The 15,361-nt window shown below is 61.6% G+C and carries 12 protein-coding genes and 1 pseudogene; 10 read left to right on the plus strand and 3 right to left on the minus strand.

What is annotated here, in order from left to right; all coding sequences use genetic code 11:
* The 5 genes and pseudogenes from C1T17_RS17690 (at position 1) to C1T17_RS17710 (ending at position 7,946) form a co-directional block, all read left to right on the plus strand.
* Positions 1–927, plus strand: coding sequence for a Gfo/Idh/MocA family protein (locus C1T17_RS17690; protein WP_104954569.1), 927 nt, complete (start codon positions 1–3; stop codon positions 925–927).
* 30 nt (positions 928–957) lie between these two features.
* The gene (locus C1T17_RS17695) at positions 958–2,517 is read left to right on the plus strand and encodes an alpha-N-arabinofuranosidase (RefSeq protein WP_104954570.1); all 1,560 of its coding nucleotides are present in this window, start codon (positions 958–960) and stop codon (positions 2,515–2,517) included.
* Positions 2,518–2,582: 65 nt separating this feature from the next.
* Positions 2,583–3,602 (plus strand): arabinan endo-1,5-alpha-L-arabinosidase, encoded by a 1,020-nt coding sequence (locus tag C1T17_RS17700; RefSeq protein WP_223262958.1) that lies wholly within the window; start codon positions 2,583–2,585, stop codon positions 3,600–3,602.
* A 4-nt stretch (positions 3,603–3,606) separates the two neighbouring features.
* Positions 3,607–4,638, plus strand: a pseudogene (locus C1T17_RS17705) (family 43 glycosylhydrolase); the annotation flags it as partial.
* Positions 4,639–4,991: 353 nt separating this feature from the next.
* Positions 4,992–7,946, plus strand: coding sequence for a TonB-dependent receptor (locus tag C1T17_RS17710; protein ID WP_104954573.1), 2,955 nt, complete (start codon positions 4,992–4,994; stop codon positions 7,944–7,946).
* Positions 7,947–8,228: 282 nt separating this feature from the next.
* Here C1T17_RS17710 and C1T17_RS17720 read toward each other — a convergent pair whose 3' ends face one another.
* From C1T17_RS17720 to ligK, 3 genes are read right to left on the minus strand one after another with little or no spacing between them, the layout of a single operon-like run.
* Positions 8,229–9,122 carry an amidohydrolase family protein gene (locus C1T17_RS17720; RefSeq protein ID WP_104954574.1) on the minus strand — a complete coding sequence of 298 codons (894 nt, stop codon included), beginning with the start codon at positions 9,120–9,122 and terminating at the stop codon, positions 8,229–8,231.
* A complete protein-coding gene (locus C1T17_RS17725; protein WP_104954575.1) occupies positions 9,119–10,174 on the minus strand; it encodes a 4-oxalomesaconate tautomerase in 1,056 nt (351 codons plus the stop codon). The genes C1T17_RS17720 and C1T17_RS17725 overlap by 4 nt, the downstream gene beginning before the upstream one ends.
* Positions 10,167–10,841 (minus strand): 4-carboxy-4-hydroxy-2-oxoadipate aldolase/oxaloacetate decarboxylase, encoded by a 675-nt coding sequence (gene ligK / locus C1T17_RS17730; protein WP_104955344.1) that lies wholly within the window; start codon positions 10,839–10,841, stop codon positions 10,167–10,169. Before ligK ends, C1T17_RS17725 begins: the two co-directional genes overlap by 8 nt.
* Before the next feature lie 99 nt (positions 10,842–10,940).
* Between ligK and C1T17_RS17735 the strand changes: the two genes are divergently transcribed.
* The 5 genes from C1T17_RS17735 (at position 10,941) to C1T17_RS17755 (ending at position 15,355) form a co-directional block, all read left to right on the plus strand.
* A complete protein-coding gene (locus C1T17_RS17735) occupies positions 10,941–12,113 on the plus strand; it encodes a LysR family transcriptional regulator (RefSeq protein ID WP_104954576.1) in 1,173 nt (390 codons plus the stop codon).
* An 80-nt stretch (positions 12,114–12,193) separates the two neighbouring features.
* A complete protein-coding gene (locus C1T17_RS17740) occupies positions 12,194–13,072 on the plus strand; it encodes an NAD(P)-dependent oxidoreductase (RefSeq protein ID WP_104954577.1) in 879 nt (292 codons plus the stop codon).
* Positions 13,069–14,094: an amidohydrolase family protein gene (locus C1T17_RS17745; RefSeq protein ID WP_104954578.1), complete on the plus strand. Its 1,026-nt coding sequence runs from the start codon at positions 13,069–13,071 to the stop codon at positions 14,092–14,094. Before C1T17_RS17740 ends, C1T17_RS17745 begins: the two co-directional genes overlap by 4 nt.
* Positions 14,091–14,513, plus strand: coding sequence for a protocatechuate 4,5-dioxygenase subunit alpha (ligA, locus tag C1T17_RS17750; RefSeq protein WP_104954579.1), 423 nt, complete (start codon positions 14,091–14,093; stop codon positions 14,511–14,513). The genes C1T17_RS17745 and ligA overlap by 4 nt, the downstream gene beginning before the upstream one ends.
* Positions 14,513–15,355, plus strand: coding sequence for a class III extradiol dioxygenase subunit beta (locus C1T17_RS17755; RefSeq protein WP_104954580.1), 843 nt, complete (start codon positions 14,513–14,515; stop codon positions 15,353–15,355). The genes ligA and C1T17_RS17755 overlap by 1 nt, the downstream gene beginning before the upstream one ends.
* Positions 15,356–15,361 lie beyond the last annotated feature (6 nt).

The raw sequence follows: 15,361 nt of genomic DNA on the forward strand, positions 1-15,361 counted from the left end.
ATGGACCCCATTCGCATTGCTGTCGTCGGCATGGGCAAGATCGCGCGGGATCAGCACTTGCCGGCGATCTATGGCGACGCCGCCTTTAGTCTAGCCGCTACGGTTAGCCCGCACGATCGGGGCGTCGACGGCGTGGCGCATTTCGACAGTCTGGAGACATTGCTTCAGGAGGGTCCGGCCGTCGATGCCGTGGCACTCTGCACGCCGCCGCAGGTTCGCTATGACCTCGCGACGCTGGCGTTGAAGCGCGGTGCGCATGTTTTTCTGGAGAAGCCGCCGGGCGCGACATTGGCCGAGGTGGACGCCTTGGCCGCGCGCGCCACGAAGGTCGGCGCTTCGCTGTTCGCGGCGTGGCATTCGCGCTTTGCAGCCGGGGTAGCGCCTGCACGCGCGTGGCTCGCCGATCGCCGTATCGACAGCGTGAGCATCGTGTGGCGTGAAGATGTGCGCGTCTGGCATCCGGGGCAGGCATGGATATGGGAGCCGGGCGGGCTTGGCGTCTTCGATCCGGGCATCAACGCCTTGTCGATCGCAACGCATATCTTGCCTCGCCCATTCTTCCTGCGGTCGGGTGTATTGGAGCGGCCGGAAAACCGGGCCGCTCCGATCGCTGCGAACCTCATCTTTTGCGATACCGCTGGCGCGCCGATCTCGATGGATCTCGATTGGCGGCAAACCGGCCCGCAAAGCTGGGACATAACCGTCGAAACCGATGCCGGAACCTGCAAGCTATCCCGCGGCGGCGCGGTACTCAGCCTGCCGAGTGGGACCGATCATCGCGAGGATCAGGAATATTCGGGGCTTTATGCGCGTTTTGCGACTCTGATCCGGACCGGCCGATCGGATGTCGACACCAGTCCATTGAAGCTGGTGGCGGACGCTTTCCTGCGATCACGGCGGGAGATCGTCGAGCCATTCAATGAATGAACCAAAGATCGCATTAAAAGGGACGAGAGGATGAAATCCAGATTTCTGAATGCCGCAGCCGCCGTGCTGCTTCTCTGCACGACTGCTCCAGTGCTTAGCCAAACGGCTCCACAGGCCAATGTTACAGCCACGATTCGCGCTGACACGCCCGGCCCCGTCTATGACCGACGCATCTTCACGCAGTTCGCCGAGCATCTTGGCAACGGCATTTACGGCGGCCTGTGGGTCGGCAAGAATTCCCGTATCCCGAACACGCGCGGCTTCCGCAATGACGTGGTCGGTGCCCTGCGCAATCTGGCCGTGCCCGTGGTACGCTGGCCCGGCGGATGCTTTGCCGACGAATATCATTGGCGCGAAGGCATAGGTCCGCAGTCCAAGCGCCCGGTGAAGATCAACACGCATTGGGGCGGCGTGACCGAACCCAACGAGGTCGGCACGCACGAGTTCATGGACCTTGTCGGGCAAATCGGCGCGGAACCCTATATTGCAGGCAATGTCGGCAACGGCACCGCGCGGGAGATGGCGGAATGGATCGAGTATATGACTGCGCCCGCAGGCACCCTTGCCGAAGAACGCGCCAAGAACGGTCATAAGGCGCCATGGGCCGTGCCCTATTTTGGTGTCGGCAATGAACTGTGGGGCTGCGGTGGCAATATGCGGCCCGAGTTCGCAGCCGACGAAACGCGCCGCTATGCCACGTTCATCAAGGCTCCCGCAGGTACGAAGATCCTGAAGATCGCGTCCGGCGCGAATGTCGACGATTACAAGTGGACGGAGACCATGATCCGCGAAGCGGGCGAGCAAGTTGATGCGCTCTCGCTTCATTATTACACAATTCCCGGACGTTGGCCGCCCCGTGCTTCCGCATCGCAGTTCGATGAAGCGGGCTGGGCCGAGACGCTGTCCGAAGCGATGCGCATGGACGAGTTGATTACCAAGCACAGCGCGATCATGGACAAATATGATCCCAAGAAGCGCATTTTCCTGGCGGTCGACGAATGGGGCACCTGGTTCGCGGGCGATCCCGGCACTAACCCCGGCTTCCTGCGCCAGCAGAACACGCTACGCGATGCGCTGGTGGCGGCCGTTCATCTCAACATCTTCGCCAAACATACCGACCGACTGAAGATGACGGCCATCGCGCAGATGGTGAACGTGTTGCAGGCGATGATCCTGACTGACGGGCCGAAGATGGTGCTAACGCCTACCTACCATGTCTTTGCCATGTACAAGCCGTACATGGACGGAACCGTCCTGCCGATCGAGATCAAATCGCCATGGTACGGCAAGGATCAGTGGACGATGCCGGCGGTGAGTGCATCGGCTGTGCGCGACAAGGCGGGGCAGGTCCATGTCGCTCTCGCCAACCTTGATCCCAACAAGGAAATGACAGTCTCGACAACGCTGGCCGGTGTCACCGCTTCCGCCGTTTCTGGCAAGGTGCTGACTGCGCCTGCCGTCAACTCGCTCAACAGCTTCGATAAACCGGACACGGTGACGCCAGCGGATTTCAATGGCGCGCGATTGGACGGCGGCACGCTTACGGTGACGCTGCCGCCGAAATCGGTGGTGATGCTGGATCTGCGATAGGGGGCCCGCCGCTTCGCCATTTGGGCGGAGCGGCCCATTAGAATAGCGATGGGAGAGAGACATTGATGGGCGCGAGAATGCTGCGGCTGAGCGTGGGCGCAGCTTTGGCGGTTGCGAGTTCGGGCGGCGCGCAGAGCCGTGACGCCCCCACCCTTAACAGCCGCATTACCGGAGACATATCGCCTACGCATGATCCGGTGATCGCGCGGGAAGGCGACACTTATTATGTGTTCAGCACGGGTGGCCGCTACATCCTGTCTCGCACGTCCAAGGATCTCGTTCACTGGACGGCGGGCAAGCCGCTGATCGGCGAGCTTCCCGATTGGGTAGCGAAAGCAGTGCCCGGCGCTAAGGACATGTGGGCACCCGACATCTCCTATGTGAACGGTCGCTATCGCCTGTATTATGCGGTCTCCACCTTCGGCTCGAACCGATCGGCCATCGGCCTGTTCACCAGCCCGACACTTGACCCGAACGCGCCGAATTATGGATGGCGCGACGAGGGGCCGGTGCTGATGTCGACGAACGACAGCGACTTCAATGCAATCGACCCGAATTTCATCGTCGGCCGCGATGGCAAGCACTGGCTGTCGCTTGGCAGCTTCTGGAGCGGGTTGAAGCTGTTCCGGCTCGATCCGGAGACCGGCAAGCCCGCCGATCCCGCCGCCAAACCTTATTCGGTTGCCCGTCGCCCCGCCCCCGCTGGTGGCCCCGACGCCGTGGAAGCGCCTTTCATCATCGATCGTGGCGGCTATTATTGGCTGATCGCGTCCTACGACTATTGCTGCAAGGGTGCGCAGAGCACCTACTATACCGTCATCGGACGATCGAAGCAGATCACCGGACCCTATCTGGGCAAGGACGGCAGCAAGATGATGGAGGGCGGCGGCACCATCTTCATTCGTGCGGACCTTCCCGAGCAGGACCGCTTTCGCGGTCCCGGCCACGCGGGCGTCCTGCGCGACAAGGATGGGACCGATTACGTGGTCTACCACGCTTATGACAAGACGAATGCAGGCGCACCCACGTTGCGCATTGCGCCGATCCGCTGGGGCGCGGACGGCTGGCCGATTGCGGAGTATTAAAGCAATGACGATAATCACCCGACGTTCTTTCGTAGCGGGCGCAGCGGCGCTTGCGGCGGCACCAGCGGTGGCACGCAAAGCAGCGCGTCCATCTGGCATCGTGAACCCCGTTGTCCGCCAGCGTGCCGATGCGCAGGTGTTCCGTCACGACGACGGCTGGTATTACATGACCGGATCGGTGCCGGAATATGATCGGCTGGTACTGCGTCGGTCGCGCACGCTTAGCGGCCTGGCCGTCGCGCAGGAGCGCGTGCTGTGGCGTCATCTCGACACGGGGCCAATGTCGGGCTTCATCTGGGCGCCCGAGATGCACCTGATCGACGGGCGCTGGATCATGTACTTCGCCGCAGGCCCGAGTGGTGGTGGCGAAGACGTGTTCCGCATCCGCACCTATGCGCTGGCCTGCGATGGCGACGATCCGATGACGGGGAAATGGACGGTGCTCGGCCAGCTTCAGACGGCGTGGGACAGCTTCAATCTGGACAGCACGTCCTTCGTGCATCGCGGGACGCGCTATCTTGCATGGGCGCAGCGCGAGACGGGCTTCGATACGAACTCGAACCTTTATCTGGCACCGCTGGCTACACCAACGACGCTGGCTGCAAAGCCTACACGGCTTTCAGTGCCGACGCTTGACTGGGAAATACGAGGGTTCAAGGTCAATGAAGCCCCTGCCCTGCTCGCCCGGAACGGCCGCCTGTTCATGACCTACTCGGCGAGCGCCACGGACGCGCGTTACTGCATGGGTATGCTGACGGCGCGGGACGACGCGGACATCATGGACCCGGCCGCCTGGTCGAAGTCCCAGGCTCCGGTGTTCGTCTCTTCGCCTGTGCACAAGGTCTGGGGGCCGGGGCACAACAGCTTTACTATCGACGAGAAGGGCCGCGACATGCTCGTCTATCATGCGCGCGATTACGAGACGATCGTCGGCGATCCGCTGTTCGATCCGAACCGCCACACGCGCATCCAGCCGATACAGTACCGCGCCGATGGCACCCCCGACTTCGGTGAGCCGGTCGCGAACGGGCGGCTCTAGTGGATGCAAGCCGATGGACCTCAGCGGGAGCAGAACGGCGGCCATATCGACTGCTGAGGCTTAAGGGTCGCACTCAGGCATCAGGGGCTGGGCGGCTCCCTGACGGTGAAGTTGAGGCACATTTCTGCTGTGCGGGCCAAGGGCTTAGACTTCCTCGGGACCAAATCCGATAACATCGGTTAACTCCGACATTGATGACGTCCTCAAACGGCCAGTTTCCAACAGACGCCCGCCAATAGCTCCTGTCATGAACGTAATATGGCCTTGACGGCCATGTCTGATAGTGCCAGATCGCATTCTATTAGTAGGACTAATGGCTGCATCGAACGGTCACGTTGGGGAGGTTGAGAATGGCATTCAAGCCGATCATGTTGGGTTCCGCATCTGTGCTTTCGCTCGTAATGGGTGGAACCGCATGGGCACAGGCGACGCAGGATACAGGCGCGGTTCAGCAGGCGGCGCCTGCGCAAGGCACGCCCGCAGGCGGTGCTGCCGACGATGCATCCGCTGACGCCAATAACAACGATATCGTCGTAACAGGCGTGCGCGCATCGATCGTCGGCGCGCTCAACGTCCGCAAGCAATCCGTCCAGATCGTCGACTCTATCGTATCCGAAGATGTCGGCAAATTGCCGGACAATAACGTCGTCGAAGCACTTCAGCGCGTCACCGGGATTCAGGTCACGAACCGCGCTGGCGGTGAAGCGGCCGGCATTTCGATCCGCGGCCTCACCGATCCGCTGACGACCCTGAACGGCCGCAATATCTTCACGGCAGCCGGACAATCCTTCTCGTTGCAGGACATCTCCGCGAACCTCGTCAAGCAAGTCGACGTGTACAAGACGCGCGCCGCCGACCAGATCGAGACGGGTCTCGCCGGCCAGATCGATGTGGCGACCAGCCGTCCGTTCGACTTTGACGGCTTCGCTATCTCGGGTCTTGCCCGTGGCATCTACAATGAGCAGGCGGACAGCTACAATCCGAACGTCGCGCTGCTGGTGAGCAATCGTTGGGAAACCGGCATCGGCGACATCGGCATATTGGTGAACGGCAGCTATTCGCGCACCAAGTATCGCGACCAAACCGTGACGGCGGGTGCATTTGTGCCCTTCGCAACAGAGACAAATTTGCCGCGCGGCAGCGGCGCAGCCAATGTTTGCGCCCGGACGCCCGGTAGCCCTCTTGGCAATCCGAATGGCTGGACCGCTCTTGAGCGCATCTTCCCAACCGATTGCCGGGCGCCCAACTTGGCCACGGCAGATCCTACCGACCTCGCAAGCCTTTGGACGCCCGGATTGGATAAGGGACTTCCGACCGCGGCAGGCTCCACCCTCAACATAAACGGCGTCGACACGCCCTATTATCTCTCGCGTGACGCGGCGTTCAGCGCCGACCTGTATGGCAAGCGCGAGCGTCCTTCGTTCAACGTCGCGATGCAGTGGGCGCCCAACAGCAGCTCGGTCTATACTGCCGAAGTCTTCTACGCAGGGTTCCGGGGCGAGACGTTCAACAGCCTGCAATTCAGCTTCGTCGATTTTTGGGACAATCCCCAGCCGGTGACGCTCTACGAGGGCACCAATATCGTCAAGTCGCGCACTGCAAACAAGGTTTATGGCTTCAACAGCGGCGACTATACCAAGAACAAGACGGACAGCTTCGTCTATGCCCTCAACGGCAAGTGGGACTTGGGCGAACGCGGCAAGATCGTCGGCGACCTTGCGTACCAGACCAGCAAGTACAAGACATCGTTCATCGCCATGCGCAGCGATCGGGTCGCGAATTCGATCGACGTGGACTTCAATGCAGGCGGCGGCATCCCCTCCTATCATTTCGACGACGACTCGCTGCTGACCGACCCCAGCGCCTGGAACATCGCGCAATTCTATGACAATGCGCAACGCGATAAGGGCAGTTCGCTCACGGGAACGCTGGACGCCTACTATACGTGGGACGAAGGTTTCCTGCGGCAGATCAAGGGCGGCATCCGCATCGATGATCGCAAGGCTTCGACTGCCGTGCGCACGCAGGATGCCAATGGCCTGCCGGGTGGGACGCGGCCGCTTTCTTCGCTTGGCGAGGACGCCCTGTTCACCAACTCCGGCTTCTATGACGGTCGCGCCGACGTGCCGACGAGCTGGGTTTTGCCGAGCGGCTATTGGCTGAACGACAATGCCGACACGGCACGCGGCCTGTACGGTCTGGCGACGTCCGATCAGCTTTCGCTCCAGAAGGTGTTCGACATCCAGGAGAACACCATCGCCGCCTATGTTCAGGCTGATGGAGAACTCTCGATCTTCGGCCGCCCGTTGAAGCTGCAAGCCGGTGTGCGCTACGTCACGGTCGACACAAATTACAACTTCTTCGACCGCTACAATAATGGCGCAGAGACCCGCGTGTCGAGCAATTCGAGCAAGTGGTTGCCGAGCTTCACGGCACGGTACGAGTTGACTGACAAGCTGCGCCTGCGGTTCAACTATGGCGAAACGCTTCGCCGCCCGAACTTCACTGATATCAATCCGAACTACACGCTGACGGGCGATCTCACTAACCTGGGCTATGGCAGCGGATCGGCGGGTACGGCGACGCTCAAACCCACGCATTCGAAGAACTTCGACCTTGCACTCGAATGGTATTTCGATCGCGACAGCGCTATCTACGGAACGCTGTTCCGGCGTGAGATCGACGGACTCGTGGTGCCGCTCACTGTGCGCGAAGTCATCCCAAACAACGGCCTGGTGGCTGGCGCAACGGATGTCTTTGCGATCACGCGCCCGGTCAACGCTTCAAATGGCGTGCTCAAGGGCGTCGAGCTGGGCGCGACCTATTTTCCGCATTACCTGCCGGGTCCGCTCGACGGCCTGGGCCTGGTCGGCAGCGTCACGATCCTCGATTCCAAGCAGAACATCCCGGTTTCCGACGCGGCGGGGAACATCGTTGGTCAGTCAAGTTCGTCCTTCTTCGGTGTGTCTGACCTCTCGTACAATGTCACTCTCGCTTATGATAACGGCCCGATCGGCGCGCGACTCTCCTACATCTGGCGCAAGGAGTTTCTGGCCAATAATGAAGCCCGCCTCTTTGCGAACCCGATCGGCATATGGCGCAATCCGGAGAAGAGCCTCGATCTCCAGCTTACCTGGAACGTCAACGATCAGATCGGCCTCACTTTCGACGCAGTGAACCTCACCAAGTCGAAGCAGCAGACCTATTACAAGTTCGAGGACGTCGGCGGGCCGGACCAGTATAACCTCGGCACGACATTGCTCGCCCGCACTTTCGCGGTCGGCGCACGCTTCAGGTTCAAGTAATTCCTCCCGGCGCAGGTTAATCCTGCGCCACATGGCGGCTCTTCCTGGCTCCTGCCGGGACGGGCCGCAAGAGCAAGCGGCCGGACTCTCAGTTCGACACCGTCGCCCCCTGGGACATCGTTAATGGCAGTTGCCGTGTAGCTGGGATCACAGGGACCTGATGCTGCGGAACACCCGAATCCAACCGTAAGCGTTCCGTTGCGCTCGCTATGCGCAGCGACGAGCCAATCGCCAAATATGGTAGCGAGCGCCTGCGGGAAGGTGATCGTGATCCGGCGCCCTTCAGACTGCCTCCTTCGCCCAATACAACCGCATCGGATTTGTGACGAGCAGCTTGCGTTGAAGGCTCAGCGTAGGGGCGATGCTCGGGATCATATCGACCAGCGCGCCATCATCAGGAGTAGCATCCTGCATGTTCGGATGCGGCCAGTCAGTGCCCCACAGCGCGCGATCCGGATAATCTGCGATCAGCGGAGCTACGGCAGTGGCAAAATCGTCCCATGGCGGACCTTTGGCATCCAGCCGATCGGGGCAACTTGCCTTGAACCAGATATCATCGCGACTGTCGAGCAAGCTCCGAAAGGCGCGCATTTCGTCGCCGTCCGGTCCCTGGGCGACGTTCGGGCGGCCCATATGATCGACGACGATCAACGTCGGGATGGCATCTAGGAAAGGACGCAGTTCCATCAAGATGTCCGCCTCGAAATAGACGACGACATGCCAGCCAAGCTGCTGGATGCGGCGCGCGATTTCCAGGAACTTGTCCTTGGGCGCGTCATCGACCAGCCGCTTAAGGAAATTAAAGCGAACACCGCGGATCCCGCCTTCGTGCAGCCGTTCCAGTTCGGCGTCGGTAACGGACGGCTCGACCACGGCAACTCCCCTGGCCTTGCCGTTGGACTTCGCGATCGCGTGCAGCGTGGCGGCATTATCAGTGCCGTGACAACTCGCCTGTACGATCACGTTGCGCGTAAACCCCAGCCGGTCGCGTAGTGCGAAGAGCATGTCGGGGCCAGCATCCCCAGGGAGATATTTGGCCTTCGCGCTGAACGGGAACTGCGCCATAGGACCGAACACATGGCAGTGCGCATCCACAGCGCCTAGGGGGGGAACGAAGCGCGGTTTCGATGGATCGGCAACCCAGCTAATGATGCGGTCTTGCGTTTCAAAGTTCATACAAAAACCTTTCCATCCATCAATTTGCGGGCCGTGCGCAGCATCGCCGCACTGGTTACTGCGCCATCGCCGTCGACCTCCATGACGCACGTTGTCTCGCCCGACGGATGTTCGACCGAAAGCGTCTTGCGGCTACCCGCCGGAATCACTGCCGCCTCGGCCGCCGGCGAGCCCTCGATCAGACAAGCGGTCGCTACACTCACTGCCCCGAGAACCCCGATCGAGGCATGGGCACGATGCGGAATGAAGCTGCGCACAGTGACCGCGCCGCCATCACGGGGCGGGGCGACCAGCATCATCTTGGGCACAGACTTGTCAGTCACATCGCCAAGATTCATCATTGGTCCAGCGATCAGCCGGATCGCCTCGATCCTCGCCTTCAGATTGATAGCGGCGTCAAGCGCCTCACGACTCTCATAGCCGGTCGCGCCAACGTCAGCCGCCCTCATCACCACGCACGGCATGCCATTGTCGATGAGCGTAACGGCGACGCCGTTGATGATATCGCTGGCATGGCCGCTGGGGAGCAGAGCGCCGCACGACGATCCGGCTGTATCGCGAAACTCCAGCGGCACCGGTGCGGCGGTGCCTGGCACGCCATCGATCCGCGCCTCACCCGTATACGCGACGACGCAGCCGGGAGTACGCACCGTCGCTACAGCAATCTGGCCAGTGTTCTCCATGAAGATCGTGACGCGCGTTTCGCCGTCCTGCGCAGTCACAAGACCCCGCTCGATCGCGAAAGGACCTATGCCAGCAAGGATGTTCCCGCAATTCTGTTGATCGGACACCAGCGCCTTGTCGACGAAAACTTGCAGGAACAGATAGTCGACGTCGACATTCTCGCGCTCAGATTTCGACACCACAGCCACCTTGCTGGTCAATGGATCGGCGCCGCCCATGCCATCGATCTGGCGTGGATCAGGCGAACCCATGACCCGGAGCAGAAACTCGCTGCGGGCGCCGGTCTCGGCCGGCAGATCCTCCTTGAGGAAATAGCCGCCCTTTGACGTCCCGCCGCGCATCCACATTACGCGAACGCCGTCAGACATATCTTAAACCCATCTCCGCCAGCGTGCCACGCATGTCGTATATGTCGAGTCCGAGCTGCCCGGCTGCGAGGCGCTGGCGCTTTGCTTCCTCGTTCGCCTCGCGCGCTTGCGCCTTCTCCAGCACGACCTCGGCACTGGCGCGCGGCACCACGCACACCCCATCATCATCGGCCACGATCACGTCGCCTGCATTCACCAGCGCGCTGGCACAAACCACCGGAATATTGACCGACCCCAGTGTCGCCTTGATCGTGCCCTGCGCATGTACCGCCTTCGACCAGACCGGAAAATTCATTTCCTTCAGATCGCGAACATCGCGCACGCCTGCATCGATTATCAGGCCGCGGCAGCCCCGCGCCTGCGCCGACGTCGCCAGCAAATCACCAAAATAGCCATCGGTGCAGGGACTGGTGGGTGCAAGCACGATGATATCCCCCTCCTTCAACTGCTCGATCGCGACATGGACCATCCAGTTGTCGCCCGGCGGCGCGGAAATAGTCACGGCTGATCCGGCAATGCGGGCACCTGGATAAATCGGCCGCATATGCGGCGCCAACAGCCCGGTTCGCCCCTGCGCCTCATGCACGGTGGCAACACCGCATGTTGCAAGGCCGTCGATCACCGGCAGCGGCACCCGCTCGATATTCTGAACAACAACGCCCGCCATACGCACCTCTCCATTCTGGATGATAAGGGGTGGATCGAGCGCGCCCTCCATGCAAATTTGATCTATGCACCAGACATTAGATTTTGCTAAATATGAGGGATGGAACCGCACGCGCTCAATCTGCGCCACCTGCGCGCCGTCATCGCGATCACGGAAGGTGGAAGTATCGCTGCGGCGGTACGCGCCGTGAACCTCACCCAACCCGCAATCACGCAGGGCATCGCCAAGCTGGAAACGCAGACCGGCCTTCGCTTGTTCGATCGTCGGGCAAGCGGTATGGTACCAACTGCTGCCGCCGCGATCCTAACCCCACGCGCAGTTGCGGCACTAAGGCTTATCGGAAATCGCCACGCCACGTCCGCGCAAATCCGCGCATTCCTCGCGCTCGCGCAGGCTGGCAGCTACGCCGGCGCCGCGATTTTGACCGGGCTCAGCGAAGCATCGCTCCATCGCGCGGTCGGGGATCTTTCGCTCGGCACCGGACAGCGACTGGTCGAGCGGCGCGGCAAGAGCGTGTTGCTGACAGCTAGGGGCATCGCCATCGCCCGCAATCTCCGGCTGGCAACTGGCGAACTGCGATCAGCGCTGGAGGAACTGGAGGGATTGCGCGGGCGAGAGACCGGACGGCTGGTGATCGGCGCCATGCCGCTGTCGCGGGCGCGGTTGCTCCCTCACGCCGTCGTCGCCTTCCACGCCGCCAATCCTCATGTGGAGATCGCTATCGTCGAAGGATCGCACGCCGAACTGGTGAATCCGTTGCGCGACGGCGAGATCGACATGATGGTTGGCGCCCAGCGCTCTACGAAGACAAACGACGATCTCGTACAGCGGCCCCTGTTCACCGATCGGCCTGTGATATTGGGCCGGGCCGGCCATCCCCTCGCCAGCCGCGCCCTCGCCAGTATCGCAGACAAGATCGATCCATCGCGGCTGGCCGATTACCCTTGGGTCATTTCAGCCCCTGGCACACCGCTGCACAGCCAATGGCAAGCCATGTTCGAGCGAGCAGGCGTCGCCCCGCCGCGCGTCGGCGTCGCCTGCGGATCCGTGATGATGGCGCGGCAAATGCTGATCGAAAGCAACTTTCTTACCCTCCTCTCCCCCGATCAGGTCAGCGTAGAGATTGAGGCTGGCTGGCTGGTGCGGATCGCTGACACGCCCGGAGATATCAGTCGGACAATCGGTGTGATCACGCGCGCTGACTGGCGGCCTACGCCGCTGCAGGCGCGCTTTCTTGCGCAGCTTGATAGCAGCGCGAAGGAACTCCGCTAGTATAAGAATTTGTAAAAACTAATAGAGAGGGCAGAAATCCGATTACCGCCATCGCGCCCGCACGCACTACGTTGGCCAGCATGGAGAGCAGGATCGGCCTCATAGGTTTTGGCGAAGCGGGACGCACCTTTGCGGTGGCGGGTAGCTGGGCGTCAGCGGCCCATGTCTTCGACATTAAAACCGATAGCGCCTGCGACGGTCCGGTAATGCTGGCCCGCTATGCAGATGCGGGCGTAAGCGGCTGCGCCGACCTTGCCAGTACGGTGGGGCAGGCTGGCCTTATCCTCTCGCTGGTAACCGCCGATCAGGCGCTGGCCGTCGCAGAGGCCGTCGCCCACTGCATCGCGCCTAAAGCCCTTTATTGCGACATGAACAGCGTCGCCCCTCAAACCAAGCAGGCGGCGGCAACGCTGATCGAAGGCGCTGGCGCACATTACATCGACGTCGCCCTGATGGCGCCGGTCGATCCCGCGGGCCTGGCCATACCGCTGCTGCTCAGCGGCGGCGAAGCAGGGAACGCAGCGGAGCGGCTCGGCCAGCTCGGCTTTGCCAATCGTCGGACGGTAGGAACATCGGTCGGACGCGCCTCGTCGATCAAGATGATCCGCTCCGTGATGGTGAAGGGCATCGAGGCGCTGAGCGCCGAATGCGTATTTGCCGCCGACGCGGCGGGCGTGCTTGACGAGGTCTTGTCTTCGCTCGACGCAAGCGAGAAGGCCAAACCCTGGCCGGTCCGTGCCGACTACAATCTCGATCGCATGATGATCCACGGCCTGCGTCGGGCCGCCGAGATGGAAGAGGTGGTGAAAACGCTTGAGGGCCTCGGCACCGGCAGCGCGATGACGCGCGGCACGGTCGAGCGCCAACGCGCGATCGGCGAGCTTCGCATCGGCGATCCTGCCCCTGGGCTACACGACAAGCTTCTGCAATTGAATGACGGGAAGGCGCAAGCCGCATGACATTGGTGATCGACTGCCACGGCCATTATACGGTGCTCCCCAAAGGGCATGACCGCTGGCGCGAGGCGCAGAAGGCCGCGTTCAAGGCAGGCGAACCCGCCCCGCCCTATCCCGAGATCGGCGACGACGAAATCCGCGAGACGATCGAGAGCAACCAACTGCGCCTGATCCAGGAACGCGGTGCCGACATGACGGTCTTTTCACCCCGCGCGTCGGCGATGGCGCCCCACGTGGGCAACGCCGCCGTGGCCCAGGCGTGGGCGACCCGCTGCAATGACTTGATTGCGCGGGTGGTAGGGCTATTCCCGGAGACTTTCGCCGGCGTGTGCATGCTGCCGCAGTCGCCAGACGCGGACATGGGCAGTTCCATCGCCGAGTTGGACCGCTGCGTGACGCGGCTCGGCTTCATCGGCTGCAACCTCAATCCAGATCCGGGCGGCGGCCATTTCACCCATCCGCCGCTGACCGACCGCTATTGGTACCCCTTCTACGAAAAGATGGTGGAGTTGGACGTGCCGGCCATGATCCACGTCTCGGGCAGTTGCAATTCCGCCATGCATGCGACCGGCGGCTATTATATTGCCGCCGACACCATCGCCTTCATGCAGCTGTTGGAAGGCGATCTGTTCGCCGATTTCCCGACGCTGCGCTTCATCATTCCGCATGGCGGCGGTGCGGTTCCGTATCATTGGGGGCGCTATCGCGGCCTTGCCGACATGCTCAAGAAACCCGACCTGTCGACGCACCTCATGAACAACATTTTCTTCGATACCTGCGTCTATCATCAGCCCGGCATCGACCTGCTGGCGGATGTGATCGAGAACAAGAATATCCTGTTCGGTTCCGAAATGATCGGCGCGGTACGTGGAATCGACCCCACCACCGGTCATTATTTTGATGACACCAAACGCTATGTCGATGCGCTGGAGATCAGCGAGCAGGAACGGGAGGCGATTTTCGCCGGCAATGCCCGCAAGGTTTTCCCGCGCCTCGATGCCCTGTTGAAGGCGCAAGGCCGATGACCGAAGCCACACCGACGCGGCAGAATATTCACGACTACCTCGCCGAGCTTGAAGACATCCCCGGCACCCGCGTCTTTACCACTGCGCGGGCACGCAAGGGCTATTGGCTCAATCAGTTCTGCATGACGCTGATGAAGTCCGACAACCGTGCGCGTTTCAAGGCCAACGAGCGCGCCTATCTCGACGAATGGCCGATGACCGAAGCGCAGAAACAGGCAGTGCTGAACCGCGACTATAACAGGGCGCTGGATGAAGGTGGCAACATCTATTTCCTAGCCAAGGTCTTCTTCACTGACGAGATTAGCTTTCTCCAGGCGGTCGGCACGATGACGGGGATGGACGCGGCGGGCTATCAGGCGATGATGATCGCCGGCGGCCGATCGCCGGTCGGCCTTCGTTCCAAGAAGGACCCCTACTGATGGCGCGCATCACCGCCGGCGTCGCGTCGAGCCATATACCCGCGCTCGGGGCGACGATAGACCATGGCAAGACGCAAGAGCCGTACTGGCAGGCCTGTTTCGCCGGTTTCGAATGGACCCGCGCATGGGAAGCGGCGCAGAAACCCGATGTCGTTATCCTGGTGTATAACGACCATGCCACCGCCTTTGACATGGACTTCATTCCGACTTTCGCGGTCGGCTGCGCGGAGCGGTACAGGAGTGCGGACGAAGGCTGGGGGCCGCGCCCGGTGCCGGACGTGATAGGCGACCCAGACCTTGCCTGGCACATCGCCCAGTCCTGCATCCTCGATGAATTCGACATGACGATGGTCAGCAAGATGGACGTCGACCATGGCTTGACGGTGCCATTAAGCCTGATGTTCGACCAACCGGAGGCATGGCCGTGCAAGGTCGTGCCGCTGGCGGTCAACGTCGTCACCTATCCGCCGCCCTCGGGCAATCGTTGTTATGCGCTGGGCGAGGCGATTGCGCGGGCTGTCGAGAGCTATCCGCAGGATATCAATGTTCAGATCTGGGGCACGGGCGGCATGAGCCATCAGTTGCAGGGCCCCCGCGCCGGCCTGATCAACGCCGAGTGGGACAATCGCTTTCTCGACGATCTGGTCAACGATCCCCAGCGCCTGCGGCATATCCCGCATATTGAATATCTGCGCGAAACCGGTTCTGAAGGCATTGAAATGGTGATGTGGCTCATCATGCGCGGCGCGCTTGGGCCGAATGTCCGTGCGTTGCATCGTCATTATCACGTTCCCGCATCCAACACGGCGGTCGGGCACATCGTGCTTGAACCCGTCGCCTGATAGAAG

Origin of the sequence: Sphingobium sp. SCG-1 (genome assembly GCF_002953135.1) — a bacterium.
Taxonomy (GTDB): domain Bacteria; phylum Pseudomonadota; class Alphaproteobacteria; order Sphingomonadales; family Sphingomonadaceae; genus Sphingobium.

Bases quoted from the DNA above. Each gene is read 5' to 3' on its own strand.
- C1T17_RS17735 (WP_104954576.1), top strand. From the start codon at position 10,941: ATGGAACCGCACGCGCTCAATCTGCGCCACCTGCGCGCCGTCATCGCG.
- C1T17_RS17740 (WP_104954577.1), top strand. From the start codon at position 12,194: ATGGAGAGCAGGATCGGCCTCATAGGTTTTGGCGAAGCGGGACGCACC.
- C1T17_RS17745 (WP_104954578.1), top strand. From the start codon at position 13,069: ATGACATTGGTGATCGACTGCCACGGCCATTATACGGTGCTCCCCAAA.
- C1T17_RS17695 (WP_104954570.1), top strand. From the start codon at position 958: ATGAAATCCAGATTTCTGAATGCCGCAGCCGCCGTGCTGCTTCTCTGC.
- C1T17_RS17720 (WP_104954574.1), bottom strand. From the start codon at position 9,122: ATGAACTTTGAAACGCAAGACCGCATCATTAGCTGGGTTGCCGATCCA.
- C1T17_RS17755 (WP_104954580.1), top strand. From the start codon at position 14,513: ATGGCGCGCATCACCGCCGGCGTCGCGTCGAGCCATATACCCGCGCTC.
- ligK (WP_104955344.1), bottom strand. From the start codon at position 10,841: ATGGCGGGCGTTGTTGTTCAGAATATCGAGCGGGTGCCGCTGCCGGTG.
- C1T17_RS17690 (WP_104954569.1), top strand. From the start codon at position 1: ATGGACCCCATTCGCATTGCTGTCGTCGGCATGGGCAAGATCGCGCGG.
- C1T17_RS17725 (WP_104954575.1), bottom strand. From the start codon at position 10,174: ATGTCTGACGGCGTTCGCGTAATGTGGATGCGCGGCGGGACGTCAAAG.
- C1T17_RS17700 (WP_223262958.1), top strand. From the start codon at position 2,583: ATGGGCGCGAGAATGCTGCGGCTGAGCGTGGGCGCAGCTTTGGCGGTT.
- ligA (WP_104954579.1), top strand. From the start codon at position 14,091: ATGACCGAAGCCACACCGACGCGGCAGAATATTCACGACTACCTCGCC.
- C1T17_RS17710 (WP_104954573.1), top strand. From the start codon at position 4,992: ATGGCATTCAAGCCGATCATGTTGGGTTCCGCATCTGTGCTTTCGCTC.